General features: G+C 72.0%; 18 protein-coding genes and 2 pseudogenes. 10 read left to right on the top strand and 10 right to left on the bottom strand.

Annotated elements, in window-relative coordinates:
• Positions 1–18: 18 nt before the first annotated feature.
• The 6 genes and pseudogenes from AC0VY3_RS17230 to AC0VY3_RS17205 all read left to right on the top strand — a co-directional run bounded on the left by AC0VY3_RS17230 (position 19) and on the right by AC0VY3_RS17205 (position 4,815).
• Positions 19–939 (top strand): LysR family transcriptional regulator ArgP, encoded by a 921-nt coding sequence (locus tag AC0VY3_RS17230; RefSeq protein ID WP_103512265.1) that lies wholly within the window; start codon positions 19–21, stop codon positions 937–939.
• 98 nt (positions 940–1,037) lie between these two features.
• Positions 1,038–1,304, top strand: a pseudogene (locus AC0VY3_RS17225) (methyltransferase family protein); the annotation flags it as partial.
• A 192-nt stretch (positions 1,305–1,496) separates the two neighbouring features.
• The gene (locus tag AC0VY3_RS17220; RefSeq protein WP_308462590.1) at positions 1,497–1,805 is read left to right on the top strand and encodes a methyltransferase; all 309 of its coding nucleotides are present in this window, start codon (positions 1,497–1,499) and stop codon (positions 1,803–1,805) included.
• Between the two features lie 82 nt (positions 1,806–1,887).
• The gene (locus tag AC0VY3_RS17215; RefSeq protein WP_030082193.1) at positions 1,888–2,562 is read left to right on the top strand and encodes a response regulator transcription factor; all 675 of its coding nucleotides are present in this window, start codon (positions 1,888–1,890) and stop codon (positions 2,560–2,562) included.
• The gene (locus AC0VY3_RS17210; protein ID WP_475549956.1) at positions 2,562–3,899 is read left to right on the top strand and encodes a sensor histidine kinase; all 1,338 of its coding nucleotides are present in this window, start codon (positions 2,562–2,564) and stop codon (positions 3,897–3,899) included. Before AC0VY3_RS17215 ends, AC0VY3_RS17210 begins: the two co-directional genes overlap by 1 nt.
• A 55-nt stretch (positions 3,900–3,954) precedes the next feature.
• On the top strand, positions 3,955–4,815 hold the full coding sequence (locus AC0VY3_RS17205; RefSeq protein ID WP_475549955.1) for an endo alpha-1,4 polygalactosaminidase: 861 nt from the start codon (positions 3,955–3,957) through the stop codon (positions 4,813–4,815).
• Between the two features lie 4 nt (positions 4,816–4,819).
• Here the strand turns inward: AC0VY3_RS17205 and AC0VY3_RS17200 are convergent, their stop codons facing one another.
• Positions 4,820–5,617, bottom strand: coding sequence for a VOC family protein (locus AC0VY3_RS17200; protein WP_103512268.1), 798 nt, complete (start codon positions 5,615–5,617; stop codon positions 4,820–4,822).
• A 214-nt stretch (positions 5,618–5,831) separates the two neighbouring features.
• Between AC0VY3_RS17200 and AC0VY3_RS17195 the strand changes: the two genes are divergently transcribed.
• Positions 5,832–6,416, top strand: coding sequence for a DinB family protein (locus AC0VY3_RS17195; RefSeq protein ID WP_475549954.1), 585 nt, complete (start codon positions 5,832–5,834; stop codon positions 6,414–6,416).
• 67 nt (positions 6,417–6,483) lie between these two features.
• Here the strand turns inward: AC0VY3_RS17195 and AC0VY3_RS17190 are convergent, their stop codons facing one another.
• Positions 6,484–7,161 (bottom strand): lysophospholipid acyltransferase family protein, encoded by a 678-nt coding sequence (locus tag AC0VY3_RS17190; RefSeq protein WP_475549953.1) that lies wholly within the window; start codon positions 7,159–7,161, stop codon positions 6,484–6,486.
• Between the two features lie 271 nt (positions 7,162–7,432).
• Here AC0VY3_RS17190 and tsaD point away from each other — a divergent pair, with 271 nt between their 5' ends.
• Positions 7,433–8,503 carry a tRNA (adenosine(37)-N6)-threonylcarbamoyltransferase complex transferase subunit TsaD gene (tsaD, locus tag AC0VY3_RS17185; RefSeq protein ID WP_475549952.1) on the top strand — a complete coding sequence of 357 codons (1,071 nt, stop codon included), beginning with the start codon at positions 7,433–7,435 and terminating at the stop codon, positions 8,501–8,503.
• 105 nt (positions 8,504–8,608) lie between these two features.
• Here tsaD and AC0VY3_RS17180 read toward each other — a convergent pair whose 3' ends face one another.
• From AC0VY3_RS17180 to AC0VY3_RS17145, 8 genes and pseudogenes are all read right to left on the bottom strand, one after another.
• Complete coding sequence (locus AC0VY3_RS17180; protein WP_475549951.1) at positions 8,609–10,213, bottom strand: glycoside hydrolase family 13 protein; 1,605 nt, start codon at positions 10,211–10,213, stop codon at positions 8,609–8,611.
• Positions 10,214–10,332: 119 nt separating this feature from the next.
• Positions 10,333–11,322 (bottom strand): carbohydrate ABC transporter permease, encoded by a 990-nt coding sequence (locus tag AC0VY3_RS17175; RefSeq protein WP_475549950.1) that lies wholly within the window; start codon positions 11,320–11,322, stop codon positions 10,333–10,335.
• Positions 11,323–11,326: 4 nt separating this feature from the next.
• Positions 11,327–12,262 carry a carbohydrate ABC transporter permease gene (locus tag AC0VY3_RS17170; RefSeq protein WP_475549949.1) on the bottom strand — a complete coding sequence of 312 codons (936 nt, stop codon included), beginning with the start codon at positions 12,260–12,262 and terminating at the stop codon, positions 11,327–11,329.
• A gap of 84 nt (positions 12,263–12,346) precedes the next feature.
• On the bottom strand, positions 12,347–13,654 hold the full coding sequence (locus tag AC0VY3_RS17165; RefSeq protein ID WP_475549948.1) for an ABC transporter substrate-binding protein: 1,308 nt from the start codon (positions 13,652–13,654) through the stop codon (positions 12,347–12,349).
• A 654-nt stretch (positions 13,655–14,308) separates the two neighbouring features.
• Positions 14,309–14,470, bottom strand: a complete 162-nt coding sequence (locus tag AC0VY3_RS17160; protein ID WP_179889519.1) for a hypothetical protein — start codon at positions 14,468–14,470, stop codon at positions 14,309–14,311.
• A 173-nt stretch (positions 14,471–14,643) separates the two neighbouring features.
• Positions 14,644–15,183: a DUF6630 family protein gene (locus AC0VY3_RS17155; protein WP_475549947.1), complete on the bottom strand. Its 540-nt coding sequence runs from the start codon at positions 15,181–15,183 to the stop codon at positions 14,644–14,646.
• Positions 15,184–15,322: 139 nt separating this feature from the next.
• A pseudogene (locus AC0VY3_RS17150) lies at positions 15,323–15,526 on the bottom strand (hypothetical protein); the annotation flags it as partial.
• A gap of 2 nt (positions 15,527–15,528) precedes the next feature.
• A complete protein-coding gene (locus AC0VY3_RS17145; RefSeq protein WP_475549946.1) occupies positions 15,529–16,233 on the bottom strand; it encodes an alpha/beta fold hydrolase in 705 nt (234 codons plus the stop codon).
• 151 nt (positions 16,234–16,384) lie between these two features.
• Between AC0VY3_RS17145 and AC0VY3_RS17140 the strand changes: the two genes are divergently transcribed.
• A complete protein-coding gene (locus tag AC0VY3_RS17140; protein ID WP_475549945.1) occupies positions 16,385–17,392 on the top strand; it encodes an LLM class flavin-dependent oxidoreductase in 1,008 nt (335 codons plus the stop codon).
• Positions 17,393–17,559: 167 nt separating this feature from the next.
• Entirely contained in the window at positions 17,560–19,593 is a 2,034-nt protein-coding gene (locus AC0VY3_RS17135; protein WP_475549944.1) for an ATP-binding protein, read from the top strand.
• Positions 19,594–19,707: the final 114 nt, after the last annotated feature.

Here is a 19,707-nt window from a genome sequence, read left to right as displayed (position 1 = left end):
TACGTATCATTAGCTTTCATGATGTCCGAGCTTCCTCTCGACCAGGTACGGACGCTGCTGGCCGTGGTCGACGAAGGCACCTTCGACGCGGCGGCGGGCGCCCTGCAGCTGACGCCGTCGGCGGTCAGCCAGCGCGTGAAGGCACTGGAGCAGCGCACGGGCCGGGTGCTGCTGATGCGCACGAAACCGGTGCGGCCCACCGAGTCCGGCGAGGTGGTGGTGCGCTTCGCCCGCCAGCTGGCCAGGCTGGAGCGCGATGCGCGGACGGCGCTCGGGATGGCCGGACCGGACGCACCGACGCCCCTGTCGATCGCGGTCAACTCCGATTCCCTGGCGACCTGGTTCCTGCCCGCCCTGCGGCGGGTGCCGGAGCAGCTGGACCTCTGCTACGAGCTGCGCCGCGAGGACCAGGACCATACGGCCGCCCTGCTGCGGGAGGGGCTGGTGATGGCGGCGGTGACCTCGTCCCCGGAGGCGGTGACGGGCTGCTCGGTGCGCAGGCTGGGCCGGATGCGGTATCTGCCGGTGGCCAGCCCCGGTTTCGCCGACCGGTGGCTGGAACGGCGGGCGGGCACGGCGTTGCGCGAGCTGATCGGCGATGCCCCGGTGATCGGCTTCGACCGGCGCGACGATCTCCAGGACACCTTCGTTCGCCGGCTCGGCCTCGGGCCCCGGGCGAGCGCCCGGCGTCATCTCGTGCCCACCTCGGAGGGGTTCGTGAACGCGGTGACGGCAGGCATGGGCTGGGGCATGGTGCCCGAGGTCCAGGCGGAGCCGCTGCTGGGTGACGGCCGGCTGGTGCGGCTCACCTCGGACCGGACCGTCGTCGTACCGCTGTACTGGCAGCAGTGGAAGCTGGACTCACCAGCCTTGGCGGCCGTGGCCGATGCGGTGGCGGCCGAGGCGGCAGAGGCGCTCGACGGCGACCGGCCGGACTGACCGGGTCCGCCTCATCCCCGCCCACCGCTGCGCATGGGTGACTGCAGCACTCTCCAGGCGAGGTCAGGTTCACCCAACCGACCCGAGAGGGGCTTGTGATGACGGACAGTCAGGGTCAGGAGACCGGCAACGGCCGGGAGGCGGCGGTTGATCGGCAGGCACGGGGCACGGTCGCCGGGCTCGTTCTCGGTCAGATGGCCACCCAGGCACTCGGTACGGCGGTGCGGTTGGGGGTGTTCGACCGGATCGGTCCTGGCGAGCTGAGCGGCGACGCGCTCGCCGGTTCTCGCGGCACCCATCCGCAGGCGACGCTGCGTCTGCTGCGCGCGCTCGCCGGACTCCAGTTGCTGTCCGAGACGGAACCGGGCGTCTTCCGGACCCGACGGCGGGCGACGCCCTGCGCACCGACACGCCCGGCACGATGGCCGCCATGGCCCGGATGTTCACCGATCCGGTCATGCTGCGGGGCTGGGACCTGCTCGACGAATGCGTACGTACGGGAGAGACCACGTTCGGCACGGTGTTCGGGACGGACTTCTTCGGCCATCTCAAGGAGCATGCTGAAGAGCATCATCCACGACTGGGACGACGAGAGGTGCGCGGCCATCCTGCGGCACATCCGGGCCGTCATCCCCGACCACGGTTCGCTGCTGATCGTCGAGCCGGTGCTGCCCGCCACGGTGCCGCCGGACCCGGCGGGAGGCGTCTACCTCAGCGATCTCAACATGCTCGTCCATGTCGACGGGCGTGAGCGGACCCAGGACGACTTCGCCGCCCTGTGCGCGGCGGGCGGCTTCGCCCTCCGGAGCGTGACGTCGATGCCCGCGCCCGACATCTTCCGGATCATCGAGGCCTCACCGGTCTGACGGCCGCCTCGGGGCGGGGGCGCGGGACGCCTTAGGATGGCGGGTCTCTCCCCCTTGGAACGACATCGGAGGCGTCCTCCCCATGCGTGTGCTGCTGGTGGAGGACGACGACGACCTGCGGGAGGTCATCGCGTCCGGGCTGCGGGACGGGGGCTTCGCCGTGGACTGCGCGGCGGACTGGCCGGAGGCGGACGTGCTGCTGCACGTCACCGCGTACGACTGTGTGGTGCTGGACCGGATGGTGCCCTCCGGCGACACCCTCGTCCCGCTGGAGGTCAGGCGCCGGGCCGGCTGGTCGGTGCCCGTGCTGTGTCTCACCGCCCTGGACTCGCTGCCCGAGCGGTTGCGGGGGCTGGAGAGCGGCGCGGACGACTATCTGGCCAAACCGTTCGCGATGCCCGAGCTGGTGCTGCGGGTCCGGGGCCTGAGCCGGCGGGCGGCGGCCCGGCTGCCCTCCTTCCTGAGCTGTGCGGATGTGGTCATGGACGTGGCGCGGTACGAGGTGCGGCGCGGCGGCGTGCTGCTGTCGCTGAGCCCGAAGGAGTACGCCGTGCTCCAGCAGCTCCTCGTCCACCGGGACGCCGTCGTCACCCGTACCGACCTGCTGGAGCACTGCTGGGACGAGATGGCCGACCCGGTGTCCAATGTGGTGGACGCCGTCGTCGCGGGGCTGCGGCGCAAGCTCGGCTCCCCCGGCCTCGTGCACACCGTGCGCGGTCAGGGGTTCCTGCTGTCGGCGGAGCCGGGGCCGTCCTGATGGCGAAGCCCGTACGGCGTCGTTCCCCGGCCCGGAGGCGGCTGCGCCGGCTGCAGCTGCGGCTGACCGCCGCGTACACCCTGATCACCGTCGTCGGGCTGGCCGCGCTGTCCTGGCTGGTGATCCGTACCGACGACCGGGCGCGGCAGGACGCCGAGTACGACGAGATGCGCCGACGGGCGTCCGTCGCGGCCTCGCTCGTGTACTACGAGGACGACCGCATCCGGCTGGACGGCCTCGACGACGACGACGCGACCTCGGGCACCCCGCAGATCCTGGTGCTGGAGCGACGGCCCGGCGGTGATCCGGTGACCGTGTTCCGGGGCCGCACCGAGCGGTTCGCCGTACCGGCCGGAGATCTGTGGGCGGTGACCCGTACGGCGATGGACGAGGAGGAACCGGTACGGGCCGAGGCGCGCGACCGTACGGGAGAGCCGGTGCATCTGCTGGCCGTGCCCTTCTACCACGACGCCACCGACGAGGTGGCGGGCGCGGCCGTCGCGGTCGGCGATCCGGAGTACGGCGCGGCCGAGCACCGCAGTCTGGTGCTCTCCCTCGTCGTCGGGACCGGGGCGCTGACGGCGCTGGCCGCGCTGACCGGGCATGTGCTCTCCGGGCGGAGCATGCGGCCTGCCTGGCAGACGCTGGAGCAGCAGGAACGGCTGCTGGCCGACGCGGCGCACGAGTTGCGGACCCCGGTCGCGGTGATGCGCGGATCGGTGGATCTGGCCGCCGCCTCCCCGGACGGGCCGGCGGCGCATCTGCCCCGGATCCGGCGGGCGGCGGACCGGATGGCCGACGTCGTGGAGAACCTGCTGACCCGGGGGCGGTTGGAGGCCGACGTGGACGTCGTACGGGCGGAGCCGCTGCGGCTGGACCAGCTCGTCGAGGAGGTGTGCGCGGAGCTGCCGGACAGCGGTCGCGGCCCGGAGCTGCGGCTGACGGAGTCGGTGACGGAAGCCGACGCGGCCCTGGTGCGGGTCGCTGTGCGCAACCTCCTGGACAACGCCGTACGGCACGGCCGGGCGCCCGGTGCGCCGGCGGACCGGGCCGATCTGCTGGTGACCGTGCGCGGTCCGGAGGTGTGGGTCGCCGACCGGGGTCCGGGCGTGGATCCGGCCCGGCTGCCGGAACTGATGGAACGGTTCAGCTCGCCGGGCGGTGGAACGGGCATCGGCCTCTCGCTGGTGGGTCGGATCGCAAAGGCCCACCGGGGAACGCTCACCGTCCGGAACCGACCCGGCGGCGGCGCGGAGTTCGTCCTGCGGCTCGCCCCCGCCGGATCGCGGCAGGGCCGCCGGCGCGGCACGGGGCGGACGCTCACGATTCGCTCATGATCGGTCGTCCATGATGCGGGGGCAGGTTCCGAAGCCCAGCCCCGGGAGTCTTGTCATGCCCCAGCACGCCGTCCCCCCGTTCCTCCGCCGTCGCAGCACGCTCGCCGCTCTGGCCTGCGGGGTCGTGGTCGCGACGGGAGCGGGGCTGCTCCTGTCCCACGCCTTCGCCACGGGGTCGGCGGATGGGGCCGCGCCGGAGGTCGTGCCGCCCCGGGCGCATGTGACCTTCGACTACCAGATCGGCGGTGCGTACACCCCGCCCGCCGGGGTCGGGGCCGTATCGCGGGACCGCGGCGACTCGCCGGCCGAGGGCCTGTACAACGTCTGTTACGTCAACGCCTTCCAGACCCAGCCCGACGCGCTGGACCAGTGGCAGCAGGACGACCCCGATCTGCTGCTGCGCGACGGCGACGGGGAGCTGGTCAGTGACGAGGCCTGGGACGAGGTGCTGCTCGACACCTCGACCGCGGGCAAGCGCGCCCGGCTGGCGGAGATCGTCGGGGAGTGGATCGACGGCTGCGCGGAATCCGGCTTCCAGGCGGTGGAGCCGGACAACCTGGACTCCTTCGAGCGCTCCGACGGTCTGCTGACCCGGGCGGACAACGCGGCGTTCGCGAAGCTCCTGGCCGACCGGGCGCACACCGCCGGGCTGGCGATCGGCCAGAAGAACACCACCGATCTGCTGGACCGGCGGGAAGCGATCGGGTTCGATTTCGCCGTCGCCGAGGAGTGCGGCCGGTACGACGAGTGCGCCGACTACGCCTCCGCGTACGAGGACAGGGTGTTCGTCGTCGAGTACACCGACGACGACTTCGCGAAGGCGTGTTCGTCCGTGGGGGCGAAGGTGTCGGTGGTGCGCCGGGATCTCGACGTCCGGCCGGCCGGACGGCCGGGGTATGTGTTCCGCACCTGCTGACGGCTCACGGCACGTCCGGCGGGTGGGCGCAGACCGTGAAGATGCCGCCTTCGGGGTCGCAGATGACCAATTCGGTTCCGTCGGCGGGCGAGTCCACCGGCGGGCCGGCCGTTCCGCCCGCCGCGCGTGCCGCCTCGGCGACCGCTTCCAGGTCCGCGACCTGGAAGCGGACGTGCCAGCGCGGGCGCAGCCGGGGGTCCAGGGCCGACGCGTCCCCGCCGCCGCGCAGGGTGGCCACGGTCCGGCCGCCCTGCCGTACGACGACCGCGTCCTGCTGGTAGGCGTAACCGACCTCGCAGCCGCCGGGTTCCTGAGAGTCCCAGCCGAACACCCCGGCGTAGAAGATCGCACAGTCGAAGGCGTGGCTGGTACGCAGTTCGATGGAGGCGGGCATGTTGTCGCGGCCGAACGACCAGGGCGGGGTCCGGCCCTCCCAGAAGCCGAATCCGGCCCCTTCGCGGTCGGCGGCCACGGCTCCCCGGCCGGGGCCCAGCCGAATCGGGCCGACGGCGATGGTGCCGCCCCGTTCGCGGACCCGGGCCGCGGCGGTGTCGACGTCCGCGACGGCGAAGTACGGGGTCCAGGAGACGGTTGTCGGCAGGCCGGGGGCGATCTGTCCGATCCCGGCGACGGGCAGGGCGTCGGCATGGGCGACGGAGAAGCCCTCGCCGAGGGTGCCGGAGCGGAAGGTCCACCCGAGGACGGTCCCGTAGAAGTCCTGGGCGGCCCGCAGGTCCCGGGTCATGAGGCTGACCCAGCACGGAACCCCGTGTACGGGGGTGCTCTGCGCTGCCTCGGTCATCGGGATCCATCTCCTCGTCACCGCTGGTGAGCCGCCGCGCCGCAGACGCCGGTCCGGCGGGTGGGCCTGATGGTCACCGGCCGTTCGCAGGCCGGAGCGCTCCGGGGCGTCACACGTCCTCCGGAGCGGGCACGCCTCCATACCTACGCCGCCGGGGACGCCGCCGCCACCCGGGAGGGCCCTTGATGTCAGTGCACGGTGACAGACTTTCCGCATGAACGCTTCGCAGCCGAAGGCTGACCTCCAGCACTATCTGCAGTTCGCTCGCGACACGCTGCTGTGGAAGCTCGAAGGGCTCTCGGAGTACGACGTCCGCCGCCCCCTGACGCCGACCGGCACGAATCTCCTCGGGCTGGTCAAGCACGCGGCCGGGGTGGAGCTGGGCTATTTCGGCGAGACGTTCGGGCGGCCGTTCGGCGAGGCGCCGCCCGCCTACGAGGACGACGCCGAGGCGAACCGGGACATGTGGGCGACGCCCGACGAGTCGCGGGAGGACGTCCTCGGTCTCTACCGCCGGGTGGCGGAGCACGCGGACGCCACGATCGCCGAGCTGCCGCTCGACGCGGTCGGGCAGGTGCGGTGGTGGCCCGAGGAGCGGCGCCGGGTGACCCTGCACCAGATCCTGGTCCATGTGATCTCCGACCTCCAGCGGCACGCGGGGCACGCGGACATCGTCCGGGAGCTGGTCGACGGGACGGTCGGGCTGCGGTCCGGCACCGACAACATGCCGCCGGGCGACCGTGCCTGGTGGGAGGGGTACCGGCAGCGCCTGGAGCAGGCGGCGCGGGAGGCGAAGTAGTCCTCGCCGGATCGCCCGCCCGGTCGTGGTGCTCTCCGGATCGCTCGCCTACGTGGTGCTGTCCGGATCACTCGCCGGTTCGGCGTCCGGTGGGTGCGGCGGGTTCGCCGAGGTGGTGTGCGGCGGTGCGCCAGGCGGCGGTGACGGCTTCGCGGGCGGTGGCGGTCGCCGCACCGACCTCCGGCGGGAGGTGCAGCGGGGCGCCGACGTGGACGTGGAGCCGGGGGCGGCGGGCCGGGGCGGTGAGGAGCCCGGAGATCTGCTTGAGGCACGAGCCGGAGGTCACCCGGCGGGCGCCTGCCTGGCCGAGCGGCACGACGGGCGCCCCCGAGGCGTGTGCGAGGCGGGCGAGACCGCTGCGGAAGCTCTCCGGCGGGGCCTCCGCCGCGTCCGTGCGGCAGGGCAGCCGTCCTTCGCCGTAGATGAGCAGATGGCGGCCGTCCCTGAGCGCGACGGCCGCCGCGTCGAGGGCGCCCGCCGCCCGGTGGGTGTTGCGGTGCACGGGCACATGGCCGCCGCCCTCCAGGAGGTGGCCGAGGACCGGGATGCGCCAGAGGCCCGCGGTGGCCATGACGACGGGTTCGACGCCGAGGCGCAGCAGTGCGGCGAGGACGATGCCCGGGTCGGCCAGGGAGGTGTGGTTGGCGACGATGATGCTGCCGGCGGCCGGGGCCGTGGCGTGGTCGGAGGTGACCGTGAGGCGTCCGAGCGAGGGGACGACGGCGGCGGCGATTCGGCTGAGCACGGTTCTCCCGGGGTCCGGCGGGCGTGGCCGTCCTGGTGGACGGCGGTGCGGTCGGGGCCCGCCCGTTCCGGCTCGGCCCGCCACGCCCTCATCGTCCTGGCGGCCGGGGCGCGGGGCCTGAGTGCGGGTACTCACGCCTCCTGGGGCGATCACCCCTGCCCCTGCTCACCGTCCGGGCCACCGGCTGCCCCATGCGCTGAGCCGGTCACGTACCGTGGACCATCTTGTTGCATTCCTTACGCAATTACTTATTCATGGCAAGGAGGCTCCTGTGGGTTCTCCCGTGGTGCTCGGGATCGAATCGTCGTGCGACGAGACCGGGGCGGGGCTGGTGCGGGACGGGCGGCTGCTCGGTCACGCGCTCGCGTCCAGCATGGACGAGCACGCCCGCTTCGGCGGGGTGGTGCCCGAGATCGCGGCACGGGCCCATGTGCACGCGTTCGGGCCGGTCGTCCGGCAGGCGCTGGAGAGCGCCGGGCTGCGCATGGCGGACATCGACGCGGTCGCCGTGACCACCGGCCCGGGGCTCTCCGGGGCGCTCCAGGTGGGACTCGCCGGGGCGAAGGGGCTGGCGTACACGCTCGGTGTCCCGCTCTACGGGGTGCATCATCTGGCGGGCCATGTCGCCGCCGACACCCTGGAGCACGGGCCACTGCCCGATCCGTGCGTGGTGCTGATCGTCTCCGGCGGCCACACCTCGCTGCTGCTCGTCCGGGATCTGGCCCGCGATCCGATCGTGCATCTCGGGGACACCGTGGACGATGCCGCCGGGGAGTGCTTCGACAAGGTGGCCCGGGTGTTCGGGCTGCCCTATCCGGGTGGTCCGGCCATCGACCGGGCGGCGCGGGAGGGTGATCGGCGTGCGGTGGCGTTCCCGCGTCCGATGACCGGCGCGAAGGACGCCCCGTACGCCTTCTCCTTCTCGGGTCTCAAGACGGCGGCCGCGCGCTGGGCCGAGCAGCAGCGGATCGCGGGCCGGGAGCTGCCGTTGGCGGACGGTTCCGCGTCGCTCCAGGAGGCGGTGGCCGATGTGCTGACCAGCAAGGCCGTGGCGGCGTGCCGGGATCACGGGGTGGGGACGCTGGTGGTGGTCGGCGGGGTGGCCGCCAACTCACGGGTGCGGGAACTGGCGGAGCGGCGGTGCCGGGCGGCCGGGATCACGCTGCGGGTGCCGCCGCTGAAGCTGTGCACGGACAACGGCGCGATGATCGCGGCGGTCGGCGATCTGCTGGCGCGGGCCGGGGCGGAGCCCGCTCCGATGGATGTGTCGATCGATCCTTCGGCGCCGCTGGAGTACGCGGCGCTGCATCCGGTGGCGTGGAGCGCGAGCCGCGCTGCCTGAGGCGGGGCCCCGGGTTCTCCCGGTTCCGGACGCCGGGGGGCGTCCGGAACCGAGGCTTTCCACGGCGTCGGGACGGAGAGGTCCGGACGTTCCGGGCCCTTGCGGTCAGCGCCGCAGCCACACCGCCGTGTCGGACGGCAGGCGTCCGTCGGCGTCCAGTGGCCCGCTCGCCAGCAACTCTTCTTCGTGTACGGGCAGTTCGATGCTGCGGTCGAGAAGGTTCACCACGCACACCAGGCCGTCGGTGCGGGCGAAGGCCAGCACCCCGTCCTCGGAGGGCAGCCAGGTCATCGGGCCGTCGCCGAAGCCGGAGGTCTCGCGGCGCAGGCGCAGCGCCGCGCGGTACAGGCTGAGCATCGAGGCGGGGTCGGCGTCCTGCCGGTCGACGGCGTATGTCGGCCAGTCGGCGGGCTGTGGCAGCCAGGGCTCGGTGGTGGAGCCGAAGCCGCCGTACGGTTCGGCCGCAGCCCAGGGCAGCGGGACGCGGCAGCCGTCGCGGCCGGGGTCCCTGCCGCCGGAGCGGAAGTGCATCGGGTCCTGGATGCGGTCGAGCGGGATGTCCGCCTCGGGCAGGCCCAGCTCCTCGCCCTGGTAGAGGTAGACCGAACCGGGCAGGGCGAGGGTCAGGAGCGCTGCGGCGCGGGCGCGGCGGGTCCCGAGCTCCAGGTCGGCGGGGGTGCCGAACTCCTTCGTGGCGAAGTCGAAGGCGGTGTCCGTACGGCCGTAGCGGGTGACCGTCCGGGTCACGTCGTGGTTGCACAGGACCCAGGTGGCGGGGGCCCGGACGGGTGCGTGCTCGGCGAGGGTGTCGTCGATGGTGCGGCGCAGGCGCTCGGGGTCCCAGGGGCAGGCGAGGAAGGTGAAGTTGAAGGCGGTGTGCAGTTCGTCGGGGCGGAGATAGCGGGCGAAGCGCTCGGAGTCGGGGAGCCAGACCTCGCCGACGAACACACCGTCGTACTCGTCCGCTATCGCCCGCCAGGAGCGGTAGACCTCGTGGATCTCGTCCTGGTCGATGTACGGGTGCGGGTCGACGCCCTCGGTGAAGTCGGGAAGGTCGGGGTGTTTGGTGAGCAGGGCCGCGGAGTCGATGCGGACACCGGCCACGCCGCGCTCGAACCAGAAGCGCAGGATGTCCTCGTGTTCGCGGCGGACGGTGGGATGGGACCAGTTCAGGTCGGGCTGCTCGGGGGCGAACAGGTGCAGGTACCACTCCCCGTCGGGGACCCGGGTCCAGGTGTCGCCGGAGAACTGGGAAGGCCAGTTGTTCGGGGGGAGTTCGCCGTTCTCGCCGCGGCCCGGGCGGAAGTGGAAGAGCTCACGCTCCGGGCTGCCGGGGCCGGCCGCGAGGGCGGACCGGAACCAGACGTGCTGGTCGGAGAGGTGATTGGGGACGATGTCGACGATGACCTTGAGGCCGAGCCCGGCGGCTTCCGAGATCAGTTTCTCGGCCTCGTCGAGGGTGCCGAAGGCCGGGTCGATGGTGCGGTAGTCGGCCACGTCGTACCCGCCGTCGACGAGCGGCGAGAGGTACCACGGGGTGAACCAGACGGCGTCCACGCCGAGTTCGGCAAGGTACGGCAGATTCGCGCGGACCCCCGCGAGGTCCCCGGTGCCGTCGCCGTCGCCGTCCGCGAAGCTGCGGGGGTAGATCTGGTAGATGACGGCGTCGCGCCACCAGGTGTCGGTTCGGGAGAGGGGCACAGCTGCCACGTGAGGGTCCTTTCGGGCAGGTGGGGACTCCGCCGCCGGTCGCGGCGGGGCATGGATGACGTGACCGGCGGCGGAGAGCGTGTCGATGGTGGGGCGGAAGAAGGGTGCGGGGGCGTGGATCAGCCCTTGAGGCTGCCGGCGGTGAGACCGGCCATGATGCTCCGCTGGAAGAAGAAGAACACGATGATCATCGGGATGCTCGCGATCACCAGACCCGCCATGATCTGGTTCTGCGTGACGGCTCCGGCGGTCTGCGAGAGCCCCACGCTGATCGTCATCTTCTCGCTGTCCGGCAGGACGAGCAGGGGCCAGACGAAGTCCTTGAAGACCAGGACGACGGTGAAGATGGAGACCACACCGAGGATGGGCCGCGAGATCGGCAGGATGATCGAGACCAGAACGCGCCACGGGGGCACACCGTCGATCTCGGCCGCTTCGAGGATCTCGTCGGGTATCGAGTCGAAGAACCGTTTGAGCAGGAAGATGTTGAAGCCGTTGGCGGCCACCGGGAACCAGATCGCCCAGGGCGAGTTGAGCAGCTGCCAGCCGAAGATCGGCACATCGGCGACCGTGATGTAGGCCGGAATCATCACGACGATCGGGGGGATCATCAGGGTTGCCAGCATCGCGCCGAGGATCACATTGCCGAACATCGGGCGCAGCTTGGACAGCGCGTAGGCGGCGGTGACGTCGACGGCGAGGGCGAAGAGCCAGGCTCCGACCGCGTAGAAGAGGGTGTTCTTCAGGAGCAGCCCGATGTCGAAGAGCTCCCAGGCGTCCGAGAACACCGAGAAGTCGGGGTTCTCGGGCCACAGCGTGGGCGGCATCTGGGCTATCTCCTCGCCCGACTTCATCGCCCCGGTGACCATCCAGTACAGCGGGAAGACGAAGACCAGGGTGAAGACGAGCAGGATGGCCACGAGGACCGTCCAGTAGATGCGGCTGCCCCAGCGGGACTTGAGTTCCAGGGGCGAGACGATGGTCCGGGCATGACCGTCGGCCCAGGCGGCGCGGCGCCGCTTCGTCCTGTCGTGGGTCGGCGGCGGCGTCACCTCGGGGGTGCCTCCCGCCGTGTCGGGGTGGGCTGTTGTGTGGACTGCGTTGGCCACGGGACTACCTCTTCTCGTCACGGGTCAGCCGGAGCTGCACCGCGGCGACCGCAAGGAGAACGATCATGAGCATCAGGCCGAGCGCGCTGCCCGCCCCGTAGTTGCCGCCGTACACGAAGGCGTACTGGTACATGAGGTACGCGACGGTGACCGTCGCGTTCTCGGGTCCGCCGCCGGTGAGCATGTACGGCTCGATGAACACCTGCATCGTGGCGACGATCTGGAGCATCAGCATCAGGAGCAGGATCAGTCGGGTCTGCGGGACGGTGACGTTCCAGATCCGCTTGAGGATCCCGGCTCCGTCCAGTTCCGCGGCCTCGTACAGATCGCCCGGGATGTTCTGCAGGGCGGCGAGGTAGATGAGGACGCCGGATCCCATGTTCATCCAGGTGGAGACGATGACCAGGGAGATCAGCGCGGTGTCCGAGGAGTCGAGCCAGGACAGTGCCGGCAGGCCGGCGAAGTCCAGGACCTGGTTGAACAGGCCCGGTCCGGGATCGTAGAACCAGCGGAAGAGCAGCACCGAGACGATCGGCGGGAGCATCACCGGCAGATAGACCACGAAGCGCAAGTAGCCGCGGGCGTGCCGCAGTTCGTTGAGCACGATCGCCACCGCGAACGGGATCACATAGCCGCAGACCAGGGCGAGCAGGGTGAAGGCGACGGTGTTCTTCCAGGCCTGCCCGAAGGCCGGGTCCGCCACCACCGTACGGAAGTTGTCCAGGCCCACCCAGGTGGGTTCGTCGACGAGGTTGGTCTCCTGGAAGGAGAGGACGACCTGCCTGATGATCGGCCACCAGGCGAACATGGCGAAGCAGAACAGCGCCGCGCACAGGAAGCCGTACGCGGTGATATTGGCCTGGACGGTCCGTTTCCGTTTCGCCGCCGGTCTGCGAGGCGGCTTGGACGGCCGCTTCGGTTCGATGGTGAGTGTCTGCATGGTGATCTCCCGTTCACGCCGCTCCCGCCGGACCTGCTCGGGGTGCCGCCCTCCCCTCCTGGACGGCACCCGGGACAGTGGCCGTCAGCCCCTGGCCAGAATCCCGTTGGCCTTGGACTCGGCGTCCGCGAGCAGCTTCGCCATGTCCGCGTCCTTCCGCGTGAGGACCGCGGACATGGGCACGTCGAGCACCGCGTAGAGCTCCTGGGCCTTCGCCGGCTCCAGCTTCAGCTCGACGCCCTTGGAGGTGTCCACGTAGGGCTGGTAGTACTCGACCGGCAGGACGGCGTTCTCCTCGCGGGCGTCCGCGATCCTCTGACCGGTCGGGGAGTCGCCCATGTAGTCGTTGTTGGGCACGCCGACGGCCTCGCCGTTGGCCTTGCCGCGCGCGTAGTCGTGCCGGCCCTTGCCCGGGGTGTTGAACTGGAAGTCGATCCACTGCATGGCCGCCTCGGTCTGGGCGGCGTTCGCCTTCGGGTTGACCATGTAGGCCTCGCCGCCGGTCAGGGACGCCTCGCCCTCGGGGATGCCGGTGATGCCGTAGTCGTCCTTCTTCCCCTGGAACTTCTGGACCACGTCGGTGACGACGTCCGGGGCTCCGAGCATCATGCCCGTCTTGCCGGCGGCCATCTGCTGCATCAGCGTCTCCCAGCCGATCAGCACCTTCTTGCCGACGCTGTCGTCCTTCCAGCGCATGTCGTGCAGCGTCTGCAGCACGGCCTTGCCCTCCGGGCTGTTGAACGCGGCCTTGCCGTCGACGACCATCTCGCCGCCGCGGCTGAAGATGGACTGCGCGAAGTGCCAGCCGCCGACGTTGCCGCCGCCGTACTCGCCGTATCCGACGTAGTCGTCACCGAGGCCGGCGATCTTCTTCGCCGCGGCACGGACCTCGTCCCACGTCTTCGGCGGGGCGTCGGGGTCGAGACCTGCGTCCTTGAACAGCTTGCGGTTGTAGACCAGGCCGACGCTGTAGCTCACGTTGGGAACGCCGTAGGTCTTGCCGTCCTTGACGACCATGTCCCTGACATCCTGCTTGATGTCGCCGTAGTTCTTCACCAGGTCGGTGACGTTCGTGATGTCCTTCGCCTGCTTCTTGGAGATCACGTCGGCGTAGTTGGTGACCGGCACCATGAACACCGTCTCCATCTGTCCGCCGGCGAGCTTCGCGGCGAACGTCTTCGGGTCGAAGCACGGCTGCTGATCGGTGCTCTTGACCGTGACCCCCGGATGCGCCTTCTCGAACGCGGCGACGTCGTCGTTCCACGCCTCGCGCTGCTTCGGTGCGGTCTTCGGTGGCTGACAGGCCACGGTGATGGCCACCCCTCCTCCCGCGTCGGACTCCGAGTCGCTGCCACAGGCAGCGAGGCTCACGACGAGACCTGTGGTCAGCAAGATCGCAAGATTGCGCGGCTTCATTACGGCTCCTCCGGGGTGACACCCAAGCACGGCCTTGATCGGAGCGTCACGATAGAACGGCGAGCAGACCAACGCAATATTCCGATCCAAATTTGCAAGATTACGACCGCATCACGTTCTGTGAGTGTTGATGGGCCACCAGAACCGCACAGGGTTTCCTCGACCGTGCAGGCCGTGGCTACGGGTCGCGTACGGCCGACGCCAGGGAAGCGGGCATCGGTGACGGAGGAGAGGGAGATGCCGGGACAGGCTGGGGCACCTGGCGAAACGCGCGGGAAAGCCGCTCGGGAGAGGGCGGAGGTCCGGCCGGTGCGGCGTTCGGCACCGGATCTGCGGCCTCCCGCCCCTCGGCGGCCGGCTGGGAGCGCTCTCCACGCGGGTGCGTGGACCGCTCACCGAAGCGCGGCCGCCGGGGCGGTCACGACGGGCGGGCGGGGGGGCCGCGGGGGCATCGGGCGCACCGTTCGGCGCCCGGCCTGCCGCGGCCTCACCCACTTCCACTTGCGGCGGCTGTTCAGCAAGCCATCGCGTCGTGAACGCAAGAATATGGCAATAGTTGCAGGACGTTTATCGTCCCGTGATGGACTTGTCCGCCCTGGGGCGGCTGCGGCCGGGGGTTCCGGCTGCCGGCTAGCGGGCTGCGGCGGCTGTCCGCACCGCGCCGAAATCGATGGCGCGGTCGGCCTCGCGCAGGACCTCCTCGGCCACCCGGCGCACTTCGGCGGGCACGTCGCCGTGCTCCTCCACGAGGCCGGCGTAGATCGGTGCTTCGGTGCTGTCTGCGGAACTCATACGGATTTTCCCCGTCGGTCTGGTGCGAAAAGCCTCTGCCGGTCGGCGGAGGCGGGGGCGAGTGTACGTGGTGGGCGGCGGCGAGGGCGATTCGTCATCACGTGCCGGGACCACCCCGCACCTGCTGGAACGGCGCCCCGCCCCTCCCCCGGCGGCCGCGGGCGGCTGCTCCGTCACCGCCTGCGGCGGCCCGCGCCGAGATGCCGCACGGGAAAGCCCGCACGGGCGGCGAGGGCGGTCAGCTCGACGGCACGGGCCGCCCGCAGGCCCACCACCGGATAGCAGTCGGAGTCGATGTCCAGGACGGCCAGCGCCGCGCCGATCTCCCGGTAGTGGCGGCCGCAGGCGTCGAGGAACCTGTCGGTCGGCAGACCCGTCTCCCGGGCCTCGAAGAGCACCCACGGGTCGACGGAGGGCCGCGATTCCAGCTTCTGCAGCCGGGCCCGGATCTCCTGCGCGTCCTCCTTCCAGTCGAACTCCGCGAGCAGCCCGTGTGCGTCGAGCGCGTCGACGAGCGCGATCCAGGCGAGGTTGTCCACCGGCTCGTCGATGCCCCGGTCAGCCAGCCGGTCCGCGAAGGCGCTCACGTACTCGTGCGGGCTGTCGTGGGCGCGCAGCACCTCCTCGGCCACGGCGGGGTGCGCCGGGGCGAGCAGGGCGGCTGTATCGGCCAGGGACGCGCGGACCGTCCCGGTGTCGTGCGGGTCGGACATGTCGTGCTCTCCTCCTGCGGCGAGGCCGTCAGTCGTCGTCGGTTCGTGCGTTCCGAGCCGCTCTCGGCGGCGGGTTCCGCGCCGTCCCGGTGGACGGGCCGCTGTGAGCTGTTGCGGGAGCGGGCGGGGGTGCCCCCTGGGCGCGCCGCCGCCGCCGGGCCGCGGGCAGCGGCCGGTGGCCCTCGGTCCACTCGTTGACCCAGCCGCAGCCCGAGCAGGCGTACCGCCCGTCGAGGCCCGCGATCAGGGTGCCGCAGCGGGCGCATCCGATGTAGGTGATCTCCGGGTGCTCCGTGGCCGCTTCGGCCGGGGACCGCCGCTCCGGGCCGGAAGGGGTCGGCATCCTCACGCGGCCTGTCCCGCGGCGTCCAGCAGAATCCGGGCGAGCTCGCCCGGCTGCGAGAACATCGGCCAGTGACCGGTGTCCATGGTGACCAGCCGCCACCGCTCGCTCTTCAGCAGCTCGGCCACCTCGGCGCTCGGCTCGGGCCAGTCGAGCAGGCACTTGACGTACGTCGTGGGCAGCAGCCCCGGGGACCGGGTCAGGGTCGCGGGCTCGGTGAGGGTGGTGCCGGGGTGGGGGGTCGAGCCGGCGAGGAACCGGGCGATCTGTTCGTCGGTGAGGCCCTGGTCCGCGCAGTCGGCGGCGGCCGGCGGCGGCCAGAAGCCCCCGTTGGCGGCGATGGCGGCCTCCACGCCGGCCCGGCCGTCCGGCCAGCCGGAGACGAAGGACTCGCCGTCGGCCGGGACGTTGGAGTCGACGAACACGACGTGGGCGAGCCGGTCGCCGATCCGCGTCGCCGCCTGCCCGACCGGGATGCCCGCGTAGCTGTGTCCGACCAGCACCACGTCGCGCAGGTCGAGGCGCTCGACCAGCCCGGTGATGTCCTCGACGTGCGTCCGCTGCCCGGCCGCCACTCCCTGCTTCTCGGCGAGGCCCGACAGCGTCAGCGGGTGGACCCCGTGACCGGCCTCGCGCAGACCGGGCTCCACCTCACGCCACGCCCACGAGCCGAGCCAGGCCCCTGCCACCAGTACGAATTGCGTCATGCCAGCAACGTAGTGCAGGGGTACGACAACGCCGCCCGGCCGTACCGCCGCCCGGTCCGCCACCGGCTCTTCGCTATCTTCACCGGACACGGAACGGGGCGGCGGATGTACTGATCGCCGTCGCCCGGCCGCCTACCGAAGGAGACCACCTGTGCGTTCCCCCGCCACCGACCGGACCGTGGGCGTCCTGCTGCCGCGCGACCTGCCCGCCGACCGGATCCTGCCGTACGCGCGCCGGGCCGAGGAGCTGGGGTTCGGCTCCGTCTGGGTGGTCGAGGACCTCGGATTCCGCGGGGGCATCGCCCAGGCGGCCGCCGTGCTGGCCTCCACCGAGCGCATCCGGGTCGGCATCGGACTGCTGCCCGCCGGCGCCCGCAACGTGGCGTTCGCGGCGCTGGAGATCGCGTCGCTGGCGCAGCTCTTCCCCGGCCGGGTCGATGTCGCCGTGGGGCACGGCATGCCCCACTGGATGCGCAGCGTCGGTCAGTGGCCCCGGAGCCCGCTGACCTTCCTCCGCGAGTACGTCGACGCCCTGCGGGCGCTGTTGCGCGGCGAGCTCACGCAGCGGCGCGGGCAGTACGTCCACCTCGACGGCGTACAGCTCGACCCCAGCGCGCTGCCCGGGATCGTGCCGGACATCCTGGCCGGTGTCCGAGGCCCCAGGTCGCTGGCCGTCTCCGGCGAGGTGGCCGACGGGACGGTCCTCGCGGAGCCGGTCGCACCCGAGTACGCCCGGGCGGCGCTCGGGCACATCGCCGCCGACCGCCCCCACCGCCTGGTCGCGTACAACGTCGCGTCCGTGGACGCCGACCGGGGCACCGCGCTGGCCGCCGCCCGCCCCGCGCTGGAGTGGATCGGCGAGCCCGACTGGCACGCGCACATCGCGCCGCTCCCGTTCGCCGACGAGCTGGCCGCGCTGCGGGCCGGGTGCGCCGACCGTGGGGAGTTCGTCCGACGGCTGCCCGACGGCCAGGTCGCGCGACTCGCCGTGGCCGGCACCCCGCAGGAGGCCCGGGCCCGCCTCGACGGACTGTGGTCGGCGGGCGTCACCGACTCCGTCCTGGCCCCGGTCGGTCCCGATCCGGTGGCGTCGCTGGAGTCGCTGGCCACGGTTCTCGACGCCGGGTCATCGGCAGACGGCGTGGACAGGCACGGATAGCGCGGATACAGGTACGGCGGATGCGGCGGACGCCGGGGGGCCGGCGCCCCCATGACCTTTCGACCGATGCCACTTGACGATCGAACAGGATGCGTTGTCGGCCGTTTCTGACTGCTTTTCGCTATGAACGGAGGCGATGGGTCACGGCGAGGCAGGATGTCCCCGTGATGGGCAACCTCCCCGTCGTGACGACCAGCTTCGTCGGCCGCAACAGCGAACTGGTCAGCGTCGAACGGGCACTTCGAGATCATCGGCTGGTCACGCTCACCGGCCCCGGTGGGGTCGGCAAGAGCCGACTGGCCCTGCGCACGGCCGAGCGCGCCCGGGACCATTACGCCGACGGCGTCTGGTGGGCCGACCTTTCCCATCTGCACGACGAGCAACTGCTCGCCACGACGGTCTGCGACGGCGTCGGGCTCCTGGACCACAGCACCCGCCGGCCGGTGGCCGCGCTCGGCGAATGGCTCTCCGAGAAGAGCCTGCTCCTCGTTCTCGACTGCTGCGAACGGATCGTCGGCCCCTGCGGGCTGCTCGTCGCCGAACTGCTCGCCGCGGCCCCGGGGCTGACGGTCCTGGCCACCAGCAGGGAGCCGCTGGACGCCGCGGACGAGCTGTGCGTCGAGGTGCCGCCGCTGTCCGCGGGCGAGGACGGCGACGATGCCGTCCGGCTCTTCCACGAACGCGCGGCCGCCGTCGCCCCGGGCCTCGCGCTCGACGACCCCGGCAGCACGGCCGCCGTCAGCGAGATCTGCCACCGTCTCGACGGCATACCGCTCGCCGTCGAACTGGCCTGCGCCCAGCTCCGCGACAGCAGCCCGCAGGAGATCACCGGGCGGCTGGCCTCCCGGATGGAGGACCTCACCGACGACACCCTCTGGCCCCGCCGCCACCGTGCCCTGCGCACCACGATCGGCTGGAGCCACGAGCTCTGCGCACCGCTGGAGCGGCTGCTGTGGGCGCGGCTCTCCGTCTTCCGCGGCGTCATCACGACTCCGGACGCCGAGGCGGTGTGCGCGGGCGGACCGCTGGACACCGAGGCCGTCGCCCCCGCCCTGGAGCGCCTGGCCGACCAGTCCGTGCTCCGGCGTACCGCGGACGGCTACCGGATGCTGGACACTCTGCGCGAGTACGGCGCGATGTGGCTGGCCGAGCTGGCCGAGGACTCGCTCTTCGCGGACCGGCACGCCCGGCACTTCGCCCATGTCTCCGTCCAGGCGTACGCGGGCTGGCTGGGTCCTTCGCAGGTGCTCTGGTACCACCGGATCGCCGACTCCCACGCGGACCTGTGCGCGGCCCTGGACCATCTGCTGGCCGAGGACCCGGAGATGGCGATGGAGATGGCCGGGTGCGTCGGCCTCTTCTGGAGCTGCTGCGGCCATCTGCACCAGGCCCGTACGTATCTGCAGCGGGTGCTCGCCCTGCCGCTCTCCGCCGGTCCGCACCGCACCCGGGCGCTCTGGGCCCTGGGAATCACGCTGACCCTGCAGGGTGACCACGAGGCGGCCGGTCGTACCGGCGAGGAGTGCGGGCACGCGGCCCGCCGGGACGAGGACCCCGAGGCCATGCTCCTCGCGGCCCACTCCATGAGCTTCACGTATCTGATGATGGGCCGGCCGCTCACCGCGCACTCCGTCAGCGACCGCGCGCTGCGCCACCACCCGGGCGACCCGGCGGACGCGCCCTCGCAGCTGCGCTGCCGGGTGATACGCCTGTTCTCGCTGTCCGCGCTCGGCCGGCTCGACGAGGCGTACGAGGAGGCCATGCGGCTCCAGCGGATCAGCCTGCGGTTCGGCGAGCACTGGGCACGGGCCTACGCCGATCACCAACTCGCCCTCATCCACCTGCTCCAGGGCCGCCCCCGGCACGCCGAGAGCCACGCGCGGGCGATGCTCGCGAGCAAGCACGAGCTCCATGACAGCCTCGGCATAGCGCTCGGCCTCGATCTGCTCGCCGGCGCCATCGCCGCCCAGGGGAACGGGGTGGCCGCGGCCCGTGCCTCCGGTACCGGGCACGCGTACTGGCGCATGATCGGCCACCCGCACCGGGGCACCCCGGAGCTCGGGGCGATCCGTGAGCAGTGGGAGCTCCGGGCCCGGCAGGCCGCAGGCGACTCCGCGTACGAGCGGGCCTACCGGCGCGCCTCGGCCGACGACGCCGAACGCGGCCTGGCCCACGCGCTGGAGCGCGGGCAGCCCGGATAGGCCCGGAGATCGCGGACCGTCCGAGCCGGAACCGCCCGCCGCACCGGCACCCGACCTACGGCGGTGGGCGCCGGCCGCCGGACACCCCGGCGGGACAACGCCTAGCATCCCGGT

Source organism: Streptomyces sp. iso_384 (assembly GCF_056172905.1).
Note: the sequence above shows the minus strand (reverse complement) of the source record. Positions and strands in the feature narration are given on the sequence as shown.

Bases quoted from the DNA above. Each gene is read 5' to 3' on its own strand.
- AC0VY3_RS17230 (WP_103512265.1), top strand. From the start codon at position 19: ATGATGTCCGAGCTTCCTCTCGACCAGGTACGGACGCTGCTGGCCGTG.
- AC0VY3_RS17220 (WP_308462590.1), top strand. From the start codon at position 1,497: ATGCTGAAGAGCATCATCCACGACTGGGACGACGAGAGGTGCGCGGCC.
- AC0VY3_RS17215 (WP_030082193.1), top strand. From the start codon at position 1,888: ATGCGTGTGCTGCTGGTGGAGGACGACGACGACCTGCGGGAGGTCATC.
- AC0VY3_RS17210 (WP_475549956.1), top strand. From the start codon at position 2,562: ATGGCGAAGCCCGTACGGCGTCGTTCCCCGGCCCGGAGGCGGCTGCGC.
- AC0VY3_RS17205 (WP_475549955.1), top strand. From the start codon at position 3,955: ATGCCCCAGCACGCCGTCCCCCCGTTCCTCCGCCGTCGCAGCACGCTC.
- AC0VY3_RS17200 (WP_103512268.1), bottom strand. From the start codon at position 5,617: ATGACCGAGGCAGCGCAGAGCACCCCCGTACACGGGGTTCCGTGCTGG.
- AC0VY3_RS17195 (WP_475549954.1), top strand. From the start codon at position 5,832: ATGAACGCTTCGCAGCCGAAGGCTGACCTCCAGCACTATCTGCAGTTC.
- AC0VY3_RS17170 (WP_475549949.1), bottom strand. From the start codon at position 12,262: ATGCAGACACTCACCATCGAACCGAAGCGGCCGTCCAAGCCGCCTCGC.
- AC0VY3_RS17160 (WP_179889519.1), bottom strand. From the start codon at position 14,470: ATGAGTTCCGCAGACAGCACCGAAGCACCGATCTACGCCGGCCTCGTG.
- AC0VY3_RS17155 (WP_475549947.1), bottom strand. From the start codon at position 15,183: ATGTCCGACCCGCACGACACCGGGACGGTCCGCGCGTCCCTGGCCGAT.
- AC0VY3_RS17145 (WP_475549946.1), bottom strand. From the start codon at position 16,233: ATGACGCAATTCGTACTGGTGGCAGGGGCCTGGCTCGGCTCGTGGGCG.
- AC0VY3_RS17135 (WP_475549944.1), top strand. From the start codon at position 17,560: ATGGGCAACCTCCCCGTCGTGACGACCAGCTTCGTCGGCCGCAACAGC.